Consider the following 16,591-nt stretch of genomic DNA (forward strand, 5'->3'; position numbering starts at 1 on the left):
CCGTTCATGACCCGCACTCCGCTCACCACCTCCCTCGACGGCTACGAGGTCTGGTTCCTCACCGGCAGCCAGCACCTCTACGGTCCCGAGACGCTCGCGCAGGTCGCGGCGCAGTCGCAGGAGATCGCGCGACTGCTCGACGAGTCGCCCGAGGTCCCGGTCCGGATCGTCTGGAAGCCGGTGCTGACGGATGCCGCGGCCATCAAGCGCACCGCACTGGAGGCCAACGCCGACGACCGCGTGATCGGTCTCGTGGCGTGGATGCACACGTTCAGCCCGGCGAAGATGTGGATCGCCGGACTCGACGCGCTGCAGAAGCCGCTCGCGCACCTGCACACGCAGGCCAACGTCGAGCTGCCCTGGGCCGACATCGACTTCGACTTCATGAACCTGAACCAGGCGGCGCACGGCGACCGAGAGTTCGGATACATCCAGACGCGCCTGGGTGTGCCGCGCAAGACCATCGTCGGGCATGCGTCCGACCCGCGCCTGCGCAGCGAGCTCGGTACCTGGCAGCGGGCGGCGGCGGGCCTCGCGGCCTCGCGCGACCTGAAGCTCGCGCGCTTCGGCGACAACATGCGCTTCGTCGCGGTGACCGAGGGTGACAAGACCGAGGCCGAGCTGCGGTTCGGCGTGCAGGTGAACACGTGGGGCGTGAACGAGCTGGCAGAGGCCGTGGCCGCGGCATCCGCCTCCGACATCGACGCGCTCGTCGCCGAGTACGAGGAGCTGTACGAGGTCGTGCCCGAGCTGCAGAAGGGCGGCGAGCGGCACGAGTCGCTGCGCGACGGCGCGGCGATCGAGATCGGGCTGCGGTCGTTCCTCGAGGAGGGCGGCTTCGGGGCGTTCACGACGTCGTTCGAAGACCTCGGTGCGCTGAAGCAGCTGCCCGGTCTCGCGGTGCAGCGGCTGATGGCCGAGGGCTACGGCTTCGGTGCTGAGGGCGACTGGAAGACCGCCGTGCTCGTGCGCATCGCGAACGTGATGGGTGCGGGTCTGCCCGGCGGCGCGAGCCTGATGGAGGACTACACCTACGACATGACCCCGGGCGACGAGCTGATCCTCGGTGCGCACATGCTCGAGGTCTCCCCGTCGCTGACCTCCGCGAAGCCGACGCTCGAGATCCACCCGCTCGGCATCGGCGGCAAGGACGACCCGGTGCGCCTGGTCTTCACGGCTGATCCCGGCCCCGCCGTCGTGGTGGCGCTCAGCGACATGCGCGACCGTTTCCGCCTCACCGCGAACGTGGTCGAGAACGTGCCGCCGCGGGCCGCGCTGCCGAAGCTCCCGGTCGGACGCGCGGTCTGGAAGCCGCAGCCCGACTTCACCACCAGCGCCGCCGCCTGGCTCACCGCTGGTGCCGCCCACCACACGGTCATGTCGACCGCGGTCGGGATCGAGGCGTTCCGCGACTTCGCCGAGATGGCCGAGGTCGAGCTGCTCGTGATCGACGACAGCACCACGCTGCCCGAGTTCCAGAAGCAGGTCCGCTGGAACCAGGCCTACTACCGGCTGGCTCAGGGCCTGTGACGACGATGCCGCGCTCCGGCCGTCAGCTGCGGATCGCCGCGCACGGGTACGAGGCCGTGATCGCCAGCATCGGTGCGACGCTGCGGACGCTCACGTTCGAAGAGCGCGATCTTGTGGTGCCGTTCGATGCGGATGCCGTGCGCCCCGGATACCGCGGCGCGACGCTGGCCCCGTGGCCGAACCGCATCGTCGACGGACGCTACTCGTTCGGCGGAGAGGAGCAGCAGCTGGCGCTCACCGAGCCGGAACGCGCGCATGCGCTGCACGGCCTGCTCGCCTGGGTCGAGTTCGAAGACCGTCTGGTGCTCGACGACCGGGTCGTGCTGGCCGCCGTGATCCTGCCGCAGACCGGGTACCCGTTCCGTGTCGAGGTCGAGGTCGAGTACCGGCTCGATGCCGAGGGGCTGCAGCAGACGGTGACCGCGCACAACGTCGGGGCGGATGCCGCGCCCTGGGGCACCGGTCCGCACCCGTATCTCGTGGCCGGCCAGGGCTGCGTCGACGACTGGACCCTGCTGCTCCCGGCATCCGAGGTGCTCACGGTCACCCCCGACCGGCTGAGCCCGGTCGCCGTCGAGCCGGTGTCGCAGCATCCGGAGTGGGACTTCCGCTCGGCGCGCCCCATCGGCGACGTCTTCATCGATCATGCCTTCACCGGCCTCGCCCGCGACGGCGGTCTGGCCGAGGTGCGGCTGACGGCCGCCGACGGTCGCGGGGTCGGGATGGCGTGGGACGAGCGCTGCCCGTGGGTGCAGGTGCACACTGCGGACACTCCCGCCGTCGCGGACACTCACCGCATCGGCCTCGCGGTCGAGCCGATGACGTGCCCGCCCGACGCGTTCAACTCCGGCGTGGATCTCGTGACACTGGACGCCGGGGCGACGCACGCGGCGTCGTGGCGGATCTTCGCGGTGTAGGAGAGTTCGGGCTTCCCTCAGCCCGATGATCGCACTACTCGTCCAATACTTTAGACATAAACAATATTTAGGTCTAATCTATTGGACATGGGCAGAGTGCGAGTGGGAACGTCACGAGCTGCTGAAGACGCGCTCGCCGTGTTGGGCCAGCAGATCCGAATGGCGCGCGCGAGCCGCGGCATGACAGCCGACGAGCTTGCGGGCATCGCCGGCATATCCCGCACGACACTGAACTCGATCGAGCGCGGTAGTGCCGCGACCAGCATCGGAACGGTCTTCAACGTCGCCACCATCGTCGGCGTACCCCTGTTCGGCGTCGACGACCCCAGTGAACTGATCGCTCTACGTCGCCGCGGTGAAGAGCGCCTCGCCCTGTTGCCTGCGCGTGTCGACCGACCGCGGAGGGATGACGGCGATGGCCTCGACTTCTGACATCTATGTCTGGGCGTGGCTGCCCGGCGAGACCGACCCCGTGCCCGCGGGGAGGCTGCGAGAGAACGCCCCTGGCCAGTTCTCATTCGGTTACGGACGGCTGTATCGGAATCGGGAGAACGCCGTGTCTCTGTCGCCGACCCTTCCGTTGTCGGGCGACACGTATGGCCCGACAGGTTCGCTCGGGCTGCCCGGAGCGATCCGTGACGCCTCGCCGGATGCGTGGGGGCGCCGCGTCGTGCAATATCAGGTGACCGGCGATCGTGGCACGGACGTGGATACCGGCGACCTGGATGAGCGCACCTACCTCCTGCGCTCCGGGTCCAACAGGTTCGGGGCCATCGACTTTCAACTGTCGCCGACGGAGTACGTCCCCCGCAACGCTGCGCCGGCGCGACTGGATGAGCTTCTCGCCGCTGCCGACAGCGTCGATGAGGGGGCAGACCTGCCCTACGAGCTCGAGCGGGCCCTGCTGAGTGGCACCGCGATGGGTGGAGCGCGCCCGAAAGCCATCCTCCGCGATGGTGACCGCGAGTACATCGCGAAGTTCACCGCGTCCAATGACAACTTCCCGGTCGTCGGTGCAGAGGCAGCGAGCATGTTCCTCGCTCGACGAGCGGGTATCAACGTCGCCGAGACTCGCGTCGAAAGCGTACTCGGTCGCAGTGTCCTGCTCGTCGAGAGATTCGACCGCGTCGCCGTGGATCAGCGCGTGTTCGCCGTCAGCGCCCTGACGATGACCGGCCTCGACGAGCTGCAGGCGCGGAGCGGAAGCTACGTGGACTTCTTGGACTCGCTGCGGGTTCACCGGGCGCCCGAAGGAACAGCCGCAGAGCTGTTCACCCGCATCGCCTTCAACATGGCGATCTCCAACTCCGACGACCATCTCCGCAATCACGCCGCCTTGTGGGACGGGAAGAGGGCCATCCTCAGTCCGGCGTACGACCTGTCGCCCATGAGGCGCAGCGGGGAGACCGCGTCGCAGGCCATCGCCTACGACAGGCGGGGATCGCGGAGCAACAACTTCGCTGACCTCCTGTCCGCGAGAAGCCTCTACGGACTCACCGAGGCTGGGGCGACGAGCATCCTGGAACGGATCGAAGGGGTCATTCGCGAGGACTGGGGGGCCGCCGTGGAACATGGACGATTGACCTCAGCGGATCGCAGCCTCCTCTGGGGGAGGCAGTTCCTCAACCCGGGCACGCTCTACGGGTTCGGGGGACGCTGAGTTCCTGGAGGTGCGCCTGCTCGATGCGCGGATGATGCTCAGGACCGCACGAGCCGCGCGATCGCGTCCGACGCTTCCTTGATCTTCGCGTCGGCGTCGTCGCCGCCCATGCGAGCGGCGTCCACGACGCAGTGCTTGAGATGGTCGTCGAGAAGGCCGACGGCCACCGCCTGCAGTGCGCTCGTGAGCGCACTGATCTGGGTGAGGATGTCGATGCAGTACTTCTCGTCGTCGACCATCTTCGTGATCCCGCGGGCCTGACCTTCGATGCGACGCATCCGGTTCAGGTACTTGGTCTTGTCGGTGATGTAGCCGTAGGCGTGTTCGTCGGCCGTCGCTTCGGGGGTCATCTCTGCTTCCTTCGTCGCATGATCGGGTTCAGCGGCCGAGGACGGCGCGCGTGCTCGCTTCGGGGGTGATGTCGATGCGTCGCAGCAGCTGGGCGTTCAGCGCCACGACGACGGTCGACAGGGACATCAGGATAGCCCCGACCGACATGGGCAGGACGAATCCGATGGGCGCCAGCACGCCGGCGGCGAGCGGAACCGAGAGCAGGTTGTAGCCGGCCGCCCACCACAGGTTCTGCTTCATCTTGCGGTACGCGGCGCGGGACAGCTCGATCACGGAGACCACCGACCGCGGGTCGGAGCTCGCGAGGATCACGCCGGCCGAGGCGATGGCGACATCCGTCCCCGCGCCGATCGCGATGCCCACGTCGGCCTGGGCGAGGGCGGGAGCGTCGTTGACGCCGTCACCGACCATCGCGACCTTCTTGCCCTCGGCCTGCAGCTCGGCGACCTTCCTCGACTTGTCTTCGGGGCGCACGCCGGCGAACACCCGGTCGATGCCGAGCTCGGCGGCGACCGACTCGGCGACGGCCTGGGCGTCGCCGGTGATCATGACCACCTCGACGCCGAGCCGGTGCAGGGCATCCACGGCCTGCTGCGATTCCGGGCGCACCTCGTCGGCGAGCTTCAGTCCGCCCACGACCTGTCCGTCGACCACGACGTGCAGGATGATGGCGCCCTCGCCGCGCCACTGATCCGCGGCCGGGATCTCCTGCCCGCCGACCTCGTCGAGGAGCTTCGGGCCGCCGACGCGGACCTCGCGGCCGTCGACCGTCGCCGTCACGCCGACCGCGGGCGACGAGGTGAACCCGGATGCCTTCGCGAGAGCGGTGCCCTTCTCCTGGGCGGCCCGCACGATGGCGCGGGCGAGAGGATGCTCGCTGTCGGCCTCGGCGGATGCGGCGAGGAGCAGCAGGCGGTCGGCGTCGAGGTCGCCGGTCGGCTCGACGGCGGTCACCGTCGGCGCTCCCTTGGTGAGCGTGCCGGTCTTGTCGAAGAGCACGGCATCGACCGTGCGCATGCTCTCCAGTGCCAGGCGGTCCTTGATCAGGACGCCTCCGCGAGCCGCGCGCTCGGTGGCGATCGACACGACCAGCGGGATCGCGAGGCCCAGTGCGTGCGGGCAGGCGATGACGAGGACGGTGATGCTGCGCACCACGGCGGCATCCGGGTTCCCGACCAGGGTCCAGATGACAGCGGTGAGTGCGGCGGAGAGCAGGGCGAACCAGAACAGCAGCGCGGCCGCGCGGTCGGCGATGCGCTGGGCGCGCGAGGAGGAGTTCTGCGCCTCGGTGACCAGTCGCTGGATGCCGGCCAGGGCGGTGTCGTCGCCGGTGGCCGTGATCTCGACGCGCAGGCCCGAGTCGGTGGCGACGGTTCCCGCCGTGACGGTGTCTCCCGTGGCGCGGGTGACCGGACGGGATTCGCCGGTGACCATGGACTCGTCCATGGCCGCGGTGCCGTCGATGATGCGGCCGTCGGCCGGGATGCTTCCGCCGGGACGGACGACCACGACATCGCCGACGACGAGATCGGCGGGAGAGACGGTGACGACGGTGTCGCCCTCGACGCGCTCGGCCTCATCCGGCAGCAGGGCGGCGAGCGAGTCGAGTGCCGACGTGGTCTGCGCGAGCGACCGCATCTCGATCCAGTGGCCGAGCAGCATGATGACGATGAGGAGTGCGAGCTCCCACCAGAACTCGAGCTCGTGATGGAGGAGTCCCAGCGTCGCGCCCCACGAGGCGAGGAACGCCACCGTGATGGCGAGGCCGATGAGGAGCATCATGCCCGGCTTGCGCGACTTGAGCTCGCTGACGGCGCCGGTGAGGAAGGGCCAGCCGCCCCAGACGTACATGACCGTGCCCAACACCGGCGCGATGAACCGCGCCCACCCGGGGACCTCGTAGCCGAAGATCATCGCGAACATCGGCGAGAACGCCACCACGGGAACCGCGATGACCAGGTTGATCCAGAACAGGCGACGGAACTGACCGACATGGTCGCCGTGACCTGCGTGCCCGCCGTGACCTGAGTGACCCCCATGACCGCCGTGGTTCTCGTGCGCCTCGTGATCGCCATGGCTCTCGTGATCGCCGTGGTTCTCGTGGCCGCCGTGGTTCTCGTGCGCAGCCTCCGGGGCATCCATCGAGTGCGCGGGCGAGTGGTGGTGCGCATGCGGATCGGTCATGGGGTCATCCTCTCTCAGGCCATGTTGGCGGCGTACTTGGCGGGGTCGGAGTCGAAGGCCGGCCCGCATCCGGCGCAGCAGAAGTGGTACCGCTCGCCCTCGTGATCGCGGAAGAGGCCCGCCGCCTCTGCGGCCTTCTTGCTGACCGGGTTGCCGACCATGACCGGGCAGGTCGTCAGATCGTCACTCGCACCGCCGGCCAGCAGGTTCGCGCGTCCGTTTCCTGCTGCGGCGGGGTTCACTGCGGTGGTGCTGCAACAGCTGGCGGGTGCCTCGGTGTCGTTCGTCATGCGGGTGATTCCTCTCTCATTCTTCGGTGGGGGTCGGTGGTGGCGGAAGGTGCGTCAGGGCTTGGCGATGCTCTTGAAGCCGCGCAGGCGCAGGCTGTTGCCGACGACGAAGACGCTCGAGAGCGCCATGGCCGCACCGGCGAGCATCGGGTTCAGCATCCCGAGCGCCGCGACGGGGATCGCCGCGACGTTGTAGGCGAAGGCCCAGAACAGGTTGGTCTTGATGGTTCCGAGGGTCTTGCGCGACAGTCGGATCGCATCGACGGCGCTGCGCAGGTCGCCCCGCACCAGGGTGATGTCGGATGCTTCGATCGCGACGTCCGCGCCGGTGCCCATGGCGAGACCGAGGTCGGCCTGAGCGAGGGCAGGGGCGTCGTTGACGCCGTCGCCGATCATCGCGACGGTCTTGCCCTCGCGCTGCAGTCGGGTGACGACGTCGACCTTGTCCTTCGGGAGGACCTCGGCGATGACCTCTTCGATGCCCACTTCGGCGGCGATCTGGCGGGCGACCGCCTCGTTGTCGCCGGTGAGCAGGATGGGGGTCAAGCCGATCGCCTTGAACTGGGCGATCGCCTCGGCGCTGCTGGGCTTGACGGTGTCGGCCACCACGAGGATGCCGCGTGCCTGCCCGTCCCAGCCGACCGCGACGACGGTCTTGCCCTCGCCCTCGGCGCGTGCCTTGGTCGAGGCGAGCTCGCGGCTGAGCTTCTGCGACCACTCGGCGAGGAGCGAGTCACGGCCCACCAGCACGGCGTGACCGTCGACGACGCCCTGCACGCCCTTGCCCTCGATGTTCGCGAAGTCCTCGGGTGTCGGCAGTGCACCGACCTCCTGGGTCGCGCCCTTGGCGATGGCCTGCGCGATGGGGTGCTCGGAGGCATCCTCCAGTGCGCCGGCGAGCCGGAGCAGCTCCGCGCGATCGGTGCCGTCCTCGACGAACACGTCGACGAGGGTCATCCTGCCGGTCGTGACCGTTCCGGTCTTGTCCAGCACGACGGTGTCGATCTTGCGGGTGGATTCGAGAACCTCCGGGCCCTTGATGAGCACGCCCATCTGCGCGCCGCGTCCGGTGCCGACCAGCAGAGCGGTGGGGGTGGCGAGACCGAGCGCGCACGGGCAGGCGATCACGAGCACGGCGACGGCCGCCGTGAATGCCGCGGTCACCGGGAATCCGGCACCGAGCCAGCCGCCGAGCGCCACGACCGCGATCACGATGACGATGGGCACGAACACGCCGGAGATGCGGTCGGCGAGCCGCTGCACCTCGGCCTTCCCGGTCTGCGCGTCTTCGACGAGCTGCGCCATCTGCGCCAGCTGCGTGTCCGACCCGATGCGGGTCGCCCGCACCACGAGTCGACCGCCGACGTTCGTCGTGGCGCCTGTGACGGAGTCGCCCTCGGCGACCTCGACCGGCACGGCCTCGCCCGTGAGCATGGATGCATCCACGGCCGAAGTGCCGGAGACGACGATGCCGTCGGTGGCGATCTTCTCGCCCGGTCGCACGATGAACTCGTCGCCGACCTGCAGGTCTTCGACGGGGATCTTCGTCTCGACGCCGCCGCGCAGGACGGCCACTTCCTTCGCTCCGAGTTCGAGGAGAGCGCGCAGGGCGGCACCCGCCTGCTTCTTGGAGCGCTTCTCGAAGTAGCGCCCGGCGAGGATGAACATCGTCACCCCGGCACCCACCTCGAGGTAGATGTTGGCCGCTCCGTCGGAGGGGGCGAGCGCGAACTCGAAGGGGTGCGTCATGCCCGGCGTACCCGCGGTGCCGAAGAACAGTGCGTACAGCGACCACAGGAACGCGGCCGAGGTGCCCATCGAGATGAGCGTGTCCATCGTCGCGGCGCCGTGGCGGAGGTTCGTCCACGCGGCCTTGTGGAACGGCCAGGCCGCCCAGATGATCACGGGCGCGGCCAGGGCGAGAGAAGCCCACTGCCAGTACATGAACTGCAGCGCGGGGATCATCGCCATCGCGATCACGGGCACCGTCAGCACGACGGAGCCGATCAGCCGGTTGCGCAGCGAGCGCAGCTCCGGATCCTCGCCCTCGGCGTCACCGGTCGCTCCGGCGTCTGCGCGCTTGCCCTTCGGCGCCGGCAGTGCGGCCGAGTAGCCGGTCTTCTCGACCTCGGCGATCAGCAGTGCCGGGTCGTAGCCGTCGGGAACCGTGACCTTCGCCTTCTCGGTCGCATAGTTCACGGTCGCCACGACGCCCTCGAGCTTGTTGAGCTTCTTCTCGATCCGCATCGCGCAGGAGGCGCAGGTCATCCCGCCGATCTCCAACTCGACGCCGGACCCCACGCTCGAGGGTGCTGATGTGCTCATGTCCTTCTCTTTCTGCTCTGACTGTTGCTCGGGGCCGCGGTGGATGGCCGGCGGCCGGGCGTCGTGCGAGGCTCAGTGGCCGTCGTCGTGCGCGTCGTCGTCGGATGCCGGTGCGTCCCCTGCCGGGGTGGCATCGAGCACGAACTCGGCGGTGTGCACCGTGCCGTCGACCTGGAAGTCCAGGTACAGCAGGTAGCGGCCCGCGGTCGGGGCCTCGGCGGCGAACGCGATCTCCGGACCGGAGGTCTCCCCGGCCTTCGGCTCGTCACCCGCGGCATGCACGTGCAGGTAGGCGAGGTCGCCCTCGCGCAGCGCGACCAGGTGGCCGAAGGCACCGAGATACGGCTCGAGGCCGGTCACGGGAGTGCCGTCCTTCGTGAGGGTGAAGGTCAGGTCGCTCGCGGATCCGGCTTCGAGTGCCCCGTCGAGCGACACGGTGAAGCCGTCGACCTCGGCGACCTGCGTCGGCTCGGGCGTGACGGGTGTGAACTCGCCGGCGACCTGCACGGTCTGTGTGAGGGTGAGCGACGGTGCGTTCGCGCCGGCCGGCGTGAAGTCGGCGAAGACGCGGTAGGTGCCGGCGGCGTCCCATTCCCACGGCAGCGACCACGTGCCCGTGGCCTCGTCCAGCATGGGGTGCACGTGCCGGAACTGACTTCCGTCTGAGCGCACCACGATCAGGTGCAGGTCCTTGTCGTGCGCGGTCGTGTACTCCGTGACCGGGGTGCCGTGCGCGTCGCGGATCTGGAAGCTCAGCTCGCCGGGCTCGTCCGCCCCCGCCGGTGCCGCGACCGGAGACAGTGCGTATCCTTCGAGGCTCAGCGAGAGTCCCTTCAGGGTGTCCGCCGCCGCGCTCGCCGCATCCTCCGTGGTCGCGGCTGCGCCGTGTGCTCCGTGCTCTTCCATCTCCGTACCTTTCGTCCACTCACTGACAACGCTCGGGGGGTTGATGGCCTGGGCGAGGCCGAATGCCGCGCCGAACGCCACCACCACCCCCGCCCCGTACAGGGCGAGCCGCGCCCCGGCGTTCATGCCTTCCGCACCGCCGAGTACCCGGCCTCGGCGACGGCGGCCAGGATCTGCGCGTCATCGACGGAGTCGGAACCGGTGACGAGGAGCACGCCCGTCTGCGCACTCACCTGGATGTCTTCGACGCCCGGGACCTCGGCGACCTCTTCGCGGACCGACATCTCGCAGTGTCCGCAGGTCATCCCGGTCACCTGGAATTCGTTCGTGGTCATCGCGTATCCTCTTCTCGATCAGTACCCGTACCGGGTATCAGTGATAACGGTATACCCATGAGGGGTATTCCTCAACCGGCCGGATCCGTTGTGTGGACCCGGCCGGGTCGGCGGTCGGGGGTGTTCTACGACGCGGGTGTCGTGCTCCGTGTCCGGCGACGCGCATCCGCCACGTCATCCGAGGGGATCACGAGCGTGGGGCGGGTGGCGTGGTGCAGCACGTTCGCCGAGGTGCTCCCCAGCAGCGTCGCCTTGATTCCGCGCAGCCCTCGGGAGCCGAGCACGATCAGGTCGACGTCGAGCTCCTCGGCGGCATCCACGATCGCTTCGGAGGCGGTGGCCATCGTCGACGAGATGAGCGGCTCCGCCTGCAGTCCGAGGTCGCGGGCGAGCTGCGCACCGTCGGCGGCGATCTTCTCCGACACGTCGAGTGCCGCGGCGTCGAGGCCCTGCAGGCTCTCCAGAGCCGGATGGCCCTCGAGGTGCGCCGCGAAGCCTTCCAACGGTTGACGGGCGTAGAACAGCACCGCGGTCGCGCCGGGGAAGAGGCCGGCGACGGTGTGCATGGCGCTCTGCGCGTTGGGTGAGCCGTCGTAGGCGATGAGTACTTTCAGGGTGGACATGGTTCTTTCCTTACGGGTCAGGGGTCACTGGTCGTCGTCGGAGAGTCGGGGATCAGGCCGATACCGACTCCTCGGAGACGAAGGCCGCTGCCCGAGGCTTCCTCATGGCGATCGCCGTGATGATCGCTCCCAGCAGGGCGAGGATCGCCGCGCCGATGAAGGCGGCGGAGTATCCCTGGGTGAGCTCGACCGTGGTCGAGTCGTGCCCGGCGATGCCGTAGACGATCGCCGTGAGCACGGCGAGCCCGAGCGCGGATCCGATCTGGTAGCTGGTGCTGACCAGTCCGGAGGCGACGCCGGTCTCCGCCGGAGGCGCCGCGTTGATGGCGGTGCCGAGCGACGGGACGAAAGCCAGCGACATACCGAGAGCGGCGAGCAGCGAGGCGGGCAGGACGTCGACGGCGTAGGTGCCGTCCGGTCGGATGAAGGCGAGCCACGCCAGTCCGCCGGCCAGCAGGAGGAGTCCGCTGACGATCAGCGCCTTGGCGCCGAACCGCTCCTGAAGTCGGGGTGCCAGCGCGATCATGACGAGCACGACCAGTCCGGTCATCGGCAGCAGTGCGGCACCGGCGGCGAATGCGCTCGCACCGAGCACCTGCTGCAGGTAGAGGTTCAGGAAGAACCACATCGACACCCAGGCGGCGCCGAGCATCAGCTGGGCGATGTTCGCCGCTCCGAGAAGCGGGGCGCGCAGCAGTCCGAGGCGCAGCAGCGGGTTGCGGCTGCGGGCCTGGATGAGGAAGAAGATCAGCAGCAGGACGATGCCGGCCGCCAGCATCCCCAGGGTCGACCAGGTGAGCCAACCGATCTCCGGCGCGTTGACGACGGCGTAGACCACGGCCGCGAGTCCCAGGGTCACCGTGACCGCTCCGCCGATGTCGATCGAGCCCGATGCCTTGCGGACGGTGCGGGGGAGGGCGGTGCCGGTGAAGGCGAGCACGAGGAGCGCGATCGGCACGGTGACGTAGAACACCCACGGCCAGCTCACGTACTCGGTCAGGACTCCGCCGAGGAAGACACCGGCCGTGCCGCCGATGGGTGCGGCGGCGCCGTAGACCGCGAACGCCTTGGGGAGGTCGGAGGTTCCGCCGAACAGCATCATGAGCAGGGTCAGAGCTGCGGGGGCGATCATCGCGGATCCGGCACCCTGGATGGCGCGTCCGGCGATCTCGACGCCGACGTTGCCGGCGGCCCCGGCCATGATCGAGCCGACGATGAGGACGATCCAGCCGAGCACGAAGATCTTGCGGGCGCCGAATGCGTCGGAGAGGCGTCCGCCCAGCAGGAGCAGGCCGCCGAAGGCGACGACGTAGGCGTTGAACACCCAGGACAGCGACTCGGGGGTGAAGCCGAGAGCCCTCTGAATGTCGGGTAGGGCGACGCCGATGATCGATGTGTCCATGATCACGACGAATTGCGCGGTGGCTATCAGCACGAGGCCGAGCCACCGCTTCGCGGGTGACAGGGGTCGGGATGTGGACATGGTCGTTCCTCCTGGAAGCTCGCCGGGATGTCCGGGTCGCGGTGTAGCCTATACCCATAGGGGGTAGGGGTGCTCGACACCGCGAAGACGCCCGACCGAACGTGCAGGAGGCACACGATGATCGACACCACCTCGGCCGACCGGCGCGGCACGCGCGCTGTCGCGTTCGACCCGATGCGTCGCGCCATCGCGCGAACCGTCACCGAGAGCGCGGCGATACCCAGCTTCACCGTGACCGCCACGGCGGATGTCGATGCGCTGTTGAGCCTGCGAGAAGAGTTCAACCAGGAGCTGACCCCCACCGGGCAGAGGCTCTCCGTGAACGCCTTCCTCGTGCGCGCTGTAGCGCTGGCTCTCGCAGATCATCCCGAGATCAACGCCAGCTACTCGGACGAGGGCCGCGGACAGGTGCTCCTTCATGACCGCATCAATATCGGTGTCGCCGTGGACGCGCCCTCGGGGCTGATGATCCCGGTGCTCCACGACGTCGACCACGACTCGGTCACCGAGATCTCACGCAGGACCCGTGACCTCGCTGCGCGGGCGAAGGAGCGCAAGCTCCAACTCGCCGACCTGAGCGATGGCACCTTCACCCTCAGCAACCTCGGGATGTTCGGCATCCAGCACTTCACCGCGCTGATCATCCCGCCCCAGGGCGCAGTGCTCGCCGTCGGTGCGGTGACCGAACACGTCGCGCTCGTCGAGGGCGAAGCCGTCGCTCGCCGACTGCTCACGTACACCCTCACCGCCGATCATCGGATCATCGACGGTGCTCTCGCGGCGAGGTTCCTCGCCACCCTCACCGGCATCCTCGAGCGGCCCGACCGACTTCGTCGAGCCTGACCCGGACGTCTCGGCGGAGTCGGTGAGCCCGGGAGGCTCCCGGGTCAGCCCGGCGTCAGCGTGGCGAGCTCGCCGAGCAGGGGCGGATCCGCCCCCGGTCGGGAGACCGTGACCGCTGCGGCGCGCGCGCTGAAGCGGAGGAGCTCGGCCAGCGAGCTGCCGTCGATGCGACGCAGCTTCTCACGCGACTCCGCCGAATCGAGGCCGAGATCGAGGAGACCGTGGATGAGCGCGCTCATGAACGTGTCACCCGCCCCGACCGTGTCCACGACCTCCACCTGCCGGCCGGGAACATGCGTCACGCCGTCGCGGGCCACGGCGAAGGCACCGCTCGCGCCCTTCGTGACCACGATCACCGACGGCCCCTGCTGCAGCCACGACCGGGCCACGTCGAGAGGGTCGACGTCGGGATACAGCCACGCGAGATCTTCGTCGCTGGCTTTCACGAGGTCGGCGAGGGCCACGAAGCTCTCCACGTCGGCGACGGCCCGACGACGGTCGGGGAGAAGTGCTGGACGCACGTTGGGGTCGTACGTGATCAACGATGTCTCCCGCATCGCCGTGAGATGCGCGCGCACGACCGCGGCCCCGGGATCCATCAGGGCGGCGATGGATCCGGTGTGCACGATTCCGACGCGGTCGCCGTGTGCGGCCCCGGCCGCGGCCAACGACCAGGAGATGTCGAACTCGTAGCGGGCCGAACCGGATTCGTCGAGGTGCGCGGTCGCGGTCGCCGTCTTCGTCGTCGCCGAAGAGGTGACCCGGACCCCTGCCTTGTGCAGCCATGCGCGCACCTGATCGCCGTGCGGATCGTCGCCGAGCTGGGTCAGGAAGTGCGCGGTGTCGCCGAGGCGACCGAGGGCGAGGGCGACATTGGCGGGGCTCCCACCTGGGCTCTCGTCGATGCGTCCATATCCGCGATGGACGACATCGACGAGAGCTTCTCCGATGACGAGGACGTGACGGCTCATGAACGCCCGGTGGGCGTCAGGAAGGAGAGGATGCTCTGCGGTTCGACGATCTTCGGCACGAGCGCGGCGTTGAACGCGCGCCCGGCCTCCGCACCGAGGTGCGCGTCGAACGCCTCTCGGTCCCGGTACCGCTCGAAGACGACGAAGCGGTCCGGGTCGTCGGCCCGGCGGTACACCTCGAAGGTCTCGTTGCCGGGTTCGGCCCGCACCGTCTCCGCGTACTCCTGGATCAGGGCGTCGACCTCGTCGGCCGCGGCGGGCAGCGCCGTGAACTCGGCGGAGAGGACGACCTGGCTGTCGCTCATGCCTGCGCTGCTCCCGTCATGATGGCCACGGCATCGGTCATGCTGTGCGACTGCGGCGTGATGGTCGCGGCCTTCTTGCCGAGGCGCTGGATGTGGATGCGGTCGGCGACCTGGAACACGTGCGGCATGTTGTGGGAGATGAGGATGACGGGCACGCCGTTGCCGCGCAGGTTCTCGATCAGCTCGAGCACCTGGTTCGACTCGCGCACGCCCAGGGCCGCGGTCGGCTCGTCGAGGATGACCACCTTCGAGCCGAAGGCCGCCGCTCGCGCCACGGCCACGGCCTGACGCTGACCTCCGGAGAGGTTCTCGACCGAGACGGTCACGTCCTGCAGCGTGGAGATCCCGAGCTTCAGCACCTGGTCGCGGGCATCCTTGCGCATGCCGGCGGTGTCGAGCGCGCGGAACACAGAGCCGAGGATGCCGGGCTTGCGGCGCTCGCGCCCGAGGTACAGGTTGGCGGCGACGTCGAGCGCGGGGGAGACGGCGAGGTTCTGATAGACCGTCTCGATCCCGGCGTTGCGCGCATCCTGGGGTCCCTTGAACTGCACCGGCTGTCCGTCGAGGAGCAGCTGTCCCTCGTCGGGGATGTACGCGCCGGTGAGGCACTTGATCAGCGTCGACTTGCCGGCGCCGTTGTCGCCGATGATCGCGAGGACCTCGCCGGCGTGCAGCTGCAGGCTCACGCCATCGAGACCGACCACGCGGCCGAACGTCTTCACGAGGCGCTTGGCCTCGAGCACGGGAACGCCGGTGGGGGTCGGTGCCGGCGAGAGGGTTTCCGCTGTCTGGCTCATTTGCGTACCTTTCGGATCCACTGGTCGATGGCGACCGCGACGATGACGAGGATGCCGATCGCGAGGGTCTGGTAGAGACCGTCGACGCCGGCGAGGAAGAGGCCGTTGCGGAAGACGCCGACGATGATCGCGCCCAGCAGGGTGCCCCAGATGATGCCGCGGCCGCCGAACAGCGAGGTCCCGCCGATCACGACGGCGGTGATGGAGTCGAGGTTGAGGTCGGCGCCGGCGTTGGGGCTGGCTGCGCCCGAGCGGCCGATCTGGATCCAGGCGGCGACGGCGAGGATGGCGCCGGCCGCGATGTAGACGCTGAACAGCACCTTCTTGGTCGAGATGCCAGCAAGGCGTGCAGCATCCGCGTCGTCGCCGACGGCGTAGACGTGGCGACCCCAGGCGGTGCGGCCGAGGATGTACGCGACGAGGGCGTACAGCGCGAGCATGATCAGCACGCCCACGGTGAGGCGGACGTCGCCGATCGGCAGCGCGGTGGCGGTCCAGGTGAGCAGCTCCGGCATGTCCGACTTCCGGATCGTCTGGCCGCCGCTGTAGAGCAGTGTCAGGGCGATGAAGACGTTGAACGTGCCGAGGGTCGCGATGAACGGAGGCAGCTTCACGCGGGTGACGAGCAGACCGTTCAGGGCTCCCGCGGCGAGGGCGGCGATGAGTCCGGCGAGCAGGGCGATGGGCGCGGGGAGGCCGTTGTTCGCGGCGGTCTGCGCCATCACCATCGAGGTGCCGATCATCAGCGCGCCCACCGACAGGTCGATGCCCGCGGTGAGGATGATCAGGGTCTGCGCGATGGCGACGGTGCCGACGACCGAGACCTGGTCGAGCACGAGCGAGAGGTTCGCTGCGGCGAAGAAGCGGGGGTTGATCGCGCCGAACACGATGACGGCGATGACGAGCACGACGGCGGGGCTGATCGCCGGGTATCGGTGCAGGACGCCGCGGACGCGATCCACCGGCGTGCGGTGGTCGAGGAACTCGGCGGCGAGATCCAGAGAGGATGTGGGGGCTGTTTGCGTCACGATGTCACTTCCATAGGTCGTTCCGGGGATGCCGCGGACCGGT

General features: G+C 69.1%; 17 protein-coding genes. 5 read left to right on the plus strand and 12 right to left on the minus strand.

Annotated elements, in window-relative coordinates:
* The first annotated feature begins 6 nt into the window (after positions 1–6).
* From araA to J7E45_RS11755, 4 genes are all read left to right on the plus strand, one after another.
* Positions 7–1,530 (plus strand): L-arabinose isomerase, encoded by a 1,524-nt coding sequence (gene araA / locus J7E45_RS11740; RefSeq protein WP_215069349.1) that lies wholly within the window; start codon positions 7–9, stop codon positions 1,528–1,530.
* A 5-nt stretch (positions 1,531–1,535) separates the two neighbouring features.
* A complete protein-coding gene (locus tag J7E45_RS11745) occupies positions 1,536–2,447 on the plus strand; it encodes an aldose 1-epimerase family protein (protein WP_215069794.1) in 912 nt (303 codons plus the stop codon).
* Positions 2,448–2,534: 87 nt separating this feature from the next.
* Positions 2,535–2,879 (plus strand): helix-turn-helix transcriptional regulator, encoded by a 345-nt coding sequence (locus tag J7E45_RS11750; protein WP_215069351.1) that lies wholly within the window; start codon positions 2,535–2,537, stop codon positions 2,877–2,879.
* A complete protein-coding gene (locus tag J7E45_RS11755) occupies positions 2,863–4,107 on the plus strand; it encodes a type II toxin-antitoxin system HipA family toxin (RefSeq protein WP_215069353.1) in 1,245 nt (414 codons plus the stop codon). The genes J7E45_RS11750 and J7E45_RS11755 overlap by 17 nt, the downstream gene beginning before the upstream one ends.
* Before the next feature lie 38 nt (positions 4,108–4,145).
* Here J7E45_RS11755 and J7E45_RS11760 read toward each other — a convergent pair whose 3' ends face one another.
* From J7E45_RS11760 to J7E45_RS11795, 8 genes are all read right to left on the minus strand, one after another.
* On the minus strand, positions 4,146–4,457 hold the full coding sequence (locus tag J7E45_RS11760; RefSeq protein ID WP_215069355.1) for a metal-sensitive transcriptional regulator: 312 nt from the start codon (positions 4,455–4,457) through the stop codon (positions 4,146–4,148).
* Between the two features lie 28 nt (positions 4,458–4,485).
* Positions 4,486–6,642: a heavy metal translocating P-type ATPase gene (locus J7E45_RS11765; RefSeq protein WP_215069357.1), complete on the minus strand. Its 2,157-nt coding sequence runs from the start codon at positions 6,640–6,642 to the stop codon at positions 4,486–4,488.
* 14 nt (positions 6,643–6,656) lie between these two features.
* The gene (locus tag J7E45_RS11770) at positions 6,657–6,932 is read right to left on the minus strand and encodes a YHS domain-containing protein (RefSeq protein WP_167632733.1); all 276 of its coding nucleotides are present in this window, start codon (positions 6,930–6,932) and stop codon (positions 6,657–6,659) included.
* A gap of 54 nt (positions 6,933–6,986) precedes the next feature.
* Complete coding sequence (locus J7E45_RS11775) at positions 6,987–9,257, minus strand: cation-translocating P-type ATPase (protein WP_215069359.1); 2,271 nt, start codon at positions 9,255–9,257, stop codon at positions 6,987–6,989.
* Positions 9,258–9,329: 72 nt separating this feature from the next.
* Positions 9,330–10,289 carry a heavy-metal-associated domain-containing protein gene (locus J7E45_RS11780; protein ID WP_215069361.1) on the minus strand — a complete coding sequence of 320 codons (960 nt, stop codon included), beginning with the start codon at positions 10,287–10,289 and terminating at the stop codon, positions 9,330–9,332.
* On the minus strand, positions 10,286–10,498 hold the full coding sequence (locus J7E45_RS11785; protein WP_091032028.1) for a heavy-metal-associated domain-containing protein: 213 nt from the start codon (positions 10,496–10,498) through the stop codon (positions 10,286–10,288). The genes J7E45_RS11780 and J7E45_RS11785 overlap by 4 nt, the downstream gene beginning before the upstream one ends.
* A gap of 125 nt (positions 10,499–10,623) precedes the next feature.
* Positions 10,624–11,121 (minus strand): universal stress protein, encoded by a 498-nt coding sequence (locus tag J7E45_RS11790; protein WP_215069364.1) that lies wholly within the window; start codon positions 11,119–11,121, stop codon positions 10,624–10,626.
* Positions 11,122–11,173: 52 nt separating this feature from the next.
* Complete coding sequence (locus J7E45_RS11795; protein WP_215069366.1) at positions 11,174–12,604, minus strand: MFS transporter; 1,431 nt, start codon at positions 12,602–12,604, stop codon at positions 11,174–11,176.
* A 117-nt stretch (positions 12,605–12,721) separates the two neighbouring features.
* On the opposite strand from J7E45_RS11795, the gene J7E45_RS11800 reads away from it, so the two are divergent.
* The gene (locus J7E45_RS11800; protein ID WP_215069368.1) at positions 12,722–13,447 is read left to right on the plus strand and encodes a 2-oxo acid dehydrogenase subunit E2; all 726 of its coding nucleotides are present in this window, start codon (positions 12,722–12,724) and stop codon (positions 13,445–13,447) included.
* 44 nt (positions 13,448–13,491) lie between these two features.
* Here the strand turns inward: J7E45_RS11800 and J7E45_RS11805 are convergent, their stop codons facing one another.
* Genes J7E45_RS11805 through J7E45_RS11820 form a run of 4 tightly spaced genes read right to left on the minus strand, consistent with a single transcriptional unit; the run spans position 13,492 to position 16,548 of the window.
* Positions 13,492–14,418: a carbohydrate kinase gene (locus J7E45_RS11805; RefSeq protein WP_215069370.1), complete on the minus strand. Its 927-nt coding sequence runs from the start codon at positions 14,416–14,418 to the stop codon at positions 13,492–13,494.
* On the minus strand, positions 14,415–14,723 hold the full coding sequence (locus tag J7E45_RS11810) for a putative quinol monooxygenase (RefSeq protein WP_215069372.1): 309 nt from the start codon (positions 14,721–14,723) through the stop codon (positions 14,415–14,417). Before J7E45_RS11810 ends, J7E45_RS11805 begins: the two co-directional genes overlap by 4 nt.
* Positions 14,720–15,520, minus strand: a complete 801-nt coding sequence (locus J7E45_RS11815; protein ID WP_091032017.1) for an ATP-binding cassette domain-containing protein — start codon at positions 15,518–15,520, stop codon at positions 14,720–14,722. Before J7E45_RS11815 ends, J7E45_RS11810 begins: the two co-directional genes overlap by 4 nt.
* Positions 15,517–16,548 (minus strand): ABC transporter permease, encoded by a 1,032-nt coding sequence (locus J7E45_RS11820; protein WP_167381562.1) that lies wholly within the window; start codon positions 16,546–16,548, stop codon positions 15,517–15,519. Before J7E45_RS11820 ends, J7E45_RS11815 begins: the two co-directional genes overlap by 4 nt.
* Positions 16,549–16,591: the final 43 nt, after the last annotated feature.

The sequence above is a fragment of the Microbacterium sp. ISL-59 genome (assembly GCF_018613945.1).
Classification (GTDB): Bacteria; Actinomycetota; Actinomycetes; order Actinomycetales; family Microbacteriaceae; genus Microbacterium; species Microbacterium oxydans_B.